The sequence below is a fragment of the uncultured Slackia sp. genome (assembly GCF_944321625.1).
In the GTDB taxonomy this organism is placed as follows: Bacteria; Actinomycetota; Coriobacteriia; order Coriobacteriales; family Eggerthellaceae; genus Slackia.
Map to the genome: position 1 here is coordinate 1 of NZ_CALUMA010000078.1, position 6,353 is coordinate 6,353.

The 6,353-nt window shown below is 64.7% G+C and carries 4 protein-coding genes and 1 pseudogene; 2 read left to right on the plus strand and 3 right to left on the minus strand.

Translation table 11 applies throughout. The features are described from left to right. Both pheT and pheS read right to left on the minus strand, forming a co-directional pair. Positions 1-2,246 (minus strand): phenylalanine--tRNA ligase subunit beta (pheT, locus tag Q0J60_RS06910; protein WP_294439883.1); only part of this gene is annotated, 2,246 nt, incomplete at its 3' end. 225 nt (positions 2,247-2,471) lie between these two features. Beyond that, positions 2,472-3,557, minus strand: coding sequence for a phenylalanine--tRNA ligase subunit alpha (gene pheS / locus Q0J60_RS06915; RefSeq protein WP_294439915.1), 1,086 nt, complete (start codon positions 3,555-3,557; stop codon positions 2,472-2,474). A 334-nt stretch (positions 3,558-3,891) separates the two neighbouring features. Between pheS and Q0J60_RS06920 the strand changes: the two genes are divergently transcribed. Continuing rightward, the gene (locus tag Q0J60_RS06920) at positions 3,892-4,110 is read left to right on the plus strand and encodes a hypothetical protein (RefSeq protein ID WP_294439917.1); all 219 of its coding nucleotides are present in this window, start codon (positions 3,892-3,894) and stop codon (positions 4,108-4,110) included. 335 nt (positions 4,111-4,445) lie between these two features. Then, a complete protein-coding gene (locus Q0J60_RS06925; protein WP_294439919.1) occupies positions 4,446-5,300 on the plus strand; it encodes a DNA alkylation repair protein in 855 nt (284 codons plus the stop codon). On the opposite strand, the pseudogene Q0J60_RS06930 reads toward Q0J60_RS06925, so the two are convergent. Beyond that, a pseudogene (locus Q0J60_RS06930) lies at positions 5,278-6,353 on the minus strand (hypothetical protein); the annotation flags it as partial. The gene Q0J60_RS06925 and the pseudogene Q0J60_RS06930 sit on opposite strands and share 23 nt — an antisense overlap.

Genomic DNA, 6,353 nt, shown 5'->3' on the forward strand with positions numbered 1-6,353 from the left:
CGCTCGTTGGTCACGGCCTCGTCCACCACGAACGCGACGTCCATGGTGACAGCCGGGAACTGCGGCACATCCACGTAGGGACGCGCGGGCTCGCTGGCCTTGATGAGCGCAGCCAGATCGAGCTCGAAAGCCACGACCGGCCCCTGCACGTCGAAGGCGTCCAGAGCCAGCGGATGAATCTCGCCCAGCCAGCCCAGCTCGATGCCGCCGGACAGCAGCTGCGCGGCGCGACCAGGCTGCAGATGCGGCGCGTCCTCGGCATCAAGCGGCTTCACATGGAACTTCGGAATTGCCAGCTCGCGCACCAGGTTTTCCACCACGCCCTTGCCGTCGAAGAAATCGAAGGCCACGGCGGGCGCGTTCCATGCATCGTCGTGCATAGAGCCCACCAGCACGCCGGCGACCTTCTGGCGCTCCTTGGGCAGCTGGCGCCCCTCGGCGGCGTGGAAGGTGCGGCTGATCTCGTAGAGCTGGATGTTCTTCACGCCGTGCGCCTGGTTATGCGCCACGCTGCGCAGCAGGCCGGGGATGATGGTGCGGCGCAGGATGGACTGCTCGGCGTTCATGGGGTTAATCAACTCCACGGGCTCGCCCAGGCCGTCTTCCTTCATGCGCAGGCGTTCCAGGTCGTCGGGCATGGCGAACGAGTAGGTCATGGTCTCGTTCATGCCGCTCGCGCGCAGGGCGTCGTTGACGATGTCGAGCTTGAGCTCCTCGACGCTGCGCGTGCCCACGCGGCCCGGGCCGCCAGGAAGCGTGGACTCGATGCGGTCCATGCCCCACAGGCGCAGCACTTCCTCGTACAGATCGATCTCGCGCTCGAGGTCGGGGCGGAACGTGGGCGCCACCACGGCAAGCACGCCGGCGTCGTCGGTCGGGTTCACGGTGCAGCCCAGGCGGGTCAGGATGTCTTCGATGAACTCGACCGGAATGTCCGAGCCCATCATCTTGTTGAAGCGGTCGATGCGGAAGCGCAGGTCGTACGGCTCGGTCTTCTTGCCCCACACGTCCACGATGCCCGCATCGTTGCCGGAAGCGTGGCACACCGTGCCACCCGACACCTCGGCGATGAGGGCAGCGGCGGCGGCGGAACGCGCCTCGATGCCGTTGTCGTCCACGCCGCGCTCGTAGCGCATGGAGCTCTCGGAAATGAGGCCCAGGTTGCGGCTGGTGCGGCTGGTGCGACCCGCCTCGAAGGCCGCAGCCTCCAGCAGGATGTCAACCGTTTCCTCGGTCACCTCGGTGTCCAGGCCGCCCATGACGCCCGCGAGTGCCACCGCGCCCTGCTCAGGCGTGGAGATGACGGTCATGTCCTCGGTGAGCTCGCGCTCCTCGCCGTCGAGCGTGACAAGCTTCTCGCCCTCGTTGGCGGCGCGCACCACGATGTGAGCGACGCCCTGCTCGTTCTGCAGCTTGGCCAGGTCGAACGCATGGAGCGGCTGACCCAGCAGGAACAGGATGTAGTTGGTCACGTCCACGATGTTGTTGATAGAGCGCTGACCGATGGCGGCGAGGCGCTCGACCATCCAGTCGGGGCTGGGGCCCACCTTGCAGCCGCGAATCACGCGGGCGGTGTAGCGCGGGCAGCGAACGTCGTCTTCCACGTCGATTTTCACCAGGTCCTCCACGGCGGGACCTTCGGCGTCAAGCTGCAGCTTGGCCGCCATCTCGGACGTGGGGTCGTTCCAATCCTGCTGGTACATCGCGCCCACCTCGCGCGCGAAGCCCGTGATCGAAAGGCTGTCGGGGCGGTTCGGCGTGATCTCCAGGTCGAGCACCGTGTCGGATTGGCCCAGGTAGTCGGCGATGGGCATGCCGGTGGGGGCGTCCTCGGGCAGCACCCAGATGCCCGTGTGATCGGCGCCCATGCCCAGCTCGCGCTTGGAGCAGCACATGCCGTTGGAGGCCACGCCGCGCAGCTTGGACTTCTTGATCTTGAATTCGCCCGGCAGCACCGCGCCCACCGTGGCCACCGGCACCTTGATGTCGGCCGCAATGTTCGGCGCGCCGCACACAATCTGCACGGGCTCACCCGCGCCCACGTCCACGGTCACCACATGCATGTGGTCGCTGTCCGGATGCTCGACACAGGTGAGCACATGGCCCACCACCACGCCGTCGAAGTTGTCGCCGGTGCGCTCCACGCCTTCCACGCCCGTACCAGTAAGGTCGAGCCTGTCGCAGAACGCCTTAATATCAGAGGGCACGTCCACATACTCGGACAGCCACTTAAGAGAAACCTTCATCTATCCTTCCCTTCTATGTATCGCCTCCTGAAGTTCAACGTGCATCGCTGGGGATGCATATGTCGCAAGTCAAGAGGCGCGCAAAGAGAGTCCAAACTTTCATCCGCAGGCGGCAGGGAACGGGGCCGGTCGCGAGTTCCGCACGAGCCGAACATGCCGTTCCCGGCATGTTCGAGCGAGCAGGACTGTCTGAGCAGGCGGTCCTGTTCCCCGCTGCCGTCGCGCTTAGAACTGACGGAGGAAACGCATGTCGCCCTCGACGAGCATGCGCAGGTCGGGCACGTTGTACTTCAGGCAGGCGATGCGCTCCACGCCCATGCCGAACGCGAATCCGGAATACTTCTCGGGATCGATGCCGGCATAGCCGTACACGTTGGGGTCAACCATGCCGCAGCCCAGGATCTCCAGCCAGCCGGTACCCTTGCACATGCGGCAGCGCTCGCCGTCATGCGTATGGCCCGAGCCGCCGCACACACCGCAGCTCACGTCCACCTCGGCGGAAGGCTCGGTGAACGGGAAGTAGTGCGCGCGGAAGCGGGTTTTGCGGTCTTCGCCGAAGATCTGCTTGCACACATATTCGAGCGTGCCCTTCAGGTCGCCGAAGGTGATGCCCTCGTCCACCACCAGGCCCTCGATCTGATGGAACTGAGGCAGGTGCGACGGGTCGGCCACGTCGCGGCGATATACCTTGCCGGGGCTGATGATGTAGATGGGGGGCTTCTGCGCCTCCATGACGCGGGCCTGCACCGGCGAGGTCTGGGTGCGCAGCAGCACGCCGGACTCGCCCTTGACGTGCATGTGCTCGTCATTGGAGCGGTCGATCACGTAGAATGTGTCGGCCAAGCCGCGGCTGGGGTGGTCTTCCGGCGCATTCAGCGCGTTGAAGTTGTAGTACTCGGTTTCCACCTCGGGGCCTTGGGCGATGGAGTAGCCCAGGCCCAGGAAGATTTCGGAGACCTCACCGGCGATGCGGTTGATCAGATGGCGCGTGCCCATCTGCTGCGCGCGGCCGGGAAGCGTGACGTCCACAGCCTCGGCGTCCATCTTCGCCAGAAGCTCGGCGCGCTCAAGCATCGCCTTGCGCGCCTCGAGCGCCGATTCAACCGCGTTGCGCACCTCGTTGGCCGTCTTGCCAACGCTCGCGCGCTCCTCCTTGGGAAGCTGGCCCATGGAGCGCAGATACCCCGTGAGCGACCCCTTCTTGCCCAGCACGCCCACGCGCACCGCCTCGAGCGCCTGCGTATCGGCCGCGCCCTCGATGCTCGCCAGCGTGGCCGACTTCAACTCGATAAGCTCGTCGACTACCGCCATGTCACCTCTCGCTTTCGTTTCCTGTGGCTCACGCGGCGCCTGCCAAAGCTCTGGCCCAGCACGGCATCCGCGAAAAGCCGCCCAACTAAAAAGCCCTCATTCGTCCTTACTCGCCGGCCTTGCGACCGATGAATCCAAGGACGAAAGAGGGCTCTCGCGGTACCACCTTGGTTGACGGGCGATTGCAAACGCGCCAGGCCGAAGCCTTTGATGCTGCCCGCGATGCGCTTGGCACCGAAGGCAACCGCCGTTTGCGAACGCATCCGTCCGCTCATTGGGCTCTGTAACGGGAGCACCCGTCGCGGCCTACTGGGCATCCGCGAGCTTGAACCTCATGACGGAGGACCTGGCATCCTGCCGGCCCGATCCGCCACCTCGCCGCCGTTCGACATTCCGCCGAACCGCCGCGAACGACCTGACGCTCGCCCCGCGTTCAACCGCGCTGCTCGGAAGGGAAACCGGTAACGCGCGCCTTGCCGGGTTCTTCCAGCCGATGAAACCCTTCTCTTGCGGCAAAGCCCTGCGCGTTCCGAATCTTCGTCAACGCATGTAACGAGATAGTATAGCGCAAACGCGCCTTATCTTGCGCGGCTGATTGCACAAGTTTGCGCGCGCTCCACATGCCCACGCCTAACATATCCCGTCATTTTGACGCTAAAACCGGCCCGCAGCGGCAATTTTAGCGTCAAAATGACGGGATACCATTCACTGGCGAGCGGCACCTGAAGCGTCCCTGGTGCGCCCGACCAAGATGACGGGCACCACACGCGCGACGAGCGACATTGGCCTCTGGCGCAGCCGAAGGGCGAAGAGCGACGCCGATTGCGATGCCTTTCGCTACAATGGCGCGAGTGAACGAATACGCCCTTAGCAGAAAGGGTCACCACCATGACGATTGCAGACGAGCTTGCGGCGCTTGCCGATCCGACATACAAAGAATTCCAGGCGAAGCTCGTGCCCACCGTTGAGCCCGAGCGCATTCTGGGCGTACGCATGCCAGCACTGCGGAAGTACGCGCGCACGCTCGCCCGAACGCGCCCCGATGAGGCACGGGCGTTCATCGCCAGCTCCGCGCACGAGCTCTACGACGAAATGAACCTGCACGGCGAACTCATCGGGCTCCTGGCAAAAACGCCGCAGGAAGCGTTCGACATGCTGGACGCCTTCCTTCCCCACGTGGACAACTGGGCCACCTGCGACCTTATCAAAGCGCCCGCTTTCAAGCGCGACCTGCCCGCCACGCTGGAAAAGATTCGCGCATGGTGCGCGGCAGGAAGCGCAGGTGTCCCACGCACCAACGCCCGCGATGCCTCCTCCGATGGAGCGGTTGCCTCGCCCGATGACGCAGACAATGCCGGCCGCGATTATCCGCTCATCGCAGTTCCGTCGCCCTGCTGCCTACCCGGCATCCCCGACTCCGCCACCGAATACGTGGTACGCTTTGGCGTGGTGCAGCTGATGACGCTGTTCCTCGATGACGCATTCAGGCCGGATCAGCTGGACATCGTGGTGCGCATCGACCGCCCCGAGTACTACATCAACATGGCGCGGGCCTGGTATTTCAGCTTCGCGCTCATCAAGCAGCCCGAGGCTACGCTGCCGCTGTTCGAGCGCCGCCCTATCTTGCTGGACACGTGGACGCATAACAAATCGCTCCAAAAAGCCCGCGAAAGCCGTCGCCTCACGCCCGAACAAAAAGCATATCTGCAGTCGCTGAAGGTTACGCCAGCTCTTCGGCGATAAAGCGGCCGGTGACGCTGGCCTCGCAGGCGGCCACCTCCTCCGGCGTGCCGGCACACACCACGCGCCCGCCGTCCTCCCCGCCGCCGGGACCCATATCAATCACATAGTCAGCGTTGCAAATCATGTCCAGATCGTGCTCGATGACCACCACGGTGGCGCCGTTGTTGATGAGCCGCTGCAGCACGGCAAGCAGCACCTCCACGTCGAGCGGATGCAGGCCGATCGTAGGCTCGTCGAACACGAACAGGGCATCGGCTTGATTGCGCGTGAGCTCGCTCGCCAGCTTCAGGCGCTGTGCCTCGCCGCCCGAAAGCGCCGGCGTGGCCTCGCCCAGTGTGAGATATCCCAGGCCCAAATCGTGCAGAATGCTCAGCTTCTCCTCCACCTTGCGCAGACCGCACACTTTCTCGCGCGCCTGGTCAACCGTGAGCGCCAGCAGCTCGGGCAGTGAGATGTCCTCGTCGAAGTCGACTGACTCGCCGCCAAATGCGCCGATGTCCTCCGTATCCGTCGCAGCCGGAGAATCGCCGCCTGAACCGCAATTGATGCCCGGGGTTTTACGCGTTTCATCGGAAAAACCGCGTGAATTCCCGGACGCGAATGAAGAAAGCGAGGCGACCGCGGCGGAATCGGTAGAAGACGAGCGAGAGCCGCGCGCCTCCTCTCCACCACGTGACTCCTCCCCGTGCTCCACCGGGCGACGAACGCCGTAGGCATCGCGACCGTAGCGCGCGCCATTGCAATCGGGGCACGGGATATCCACATCGGGCAAGAACTGCACGTCCAGCGATATCTGCCCCGTGCCGTCGCACGTGGGACAGCGCAAGCTACCGGTGTTGTACGAAAAGTCGCCGGCCTTGAGCCCCCGCTTCTTGGACTCGGTGAGCCGGGCGAACGCCTTGCGCAAATCGTCGAGCACGCCGGAATACGTGCCAACCGTGGAGCGTACGTTCGCGCCGATGGGCGTGGCGTCGATCAGGTTCGCACGGCGTATGCCGTCGGCCCGTACGTCCAGCACGTGCGCCGGCACCTCTTCGCCGCTCGCGAATGCCG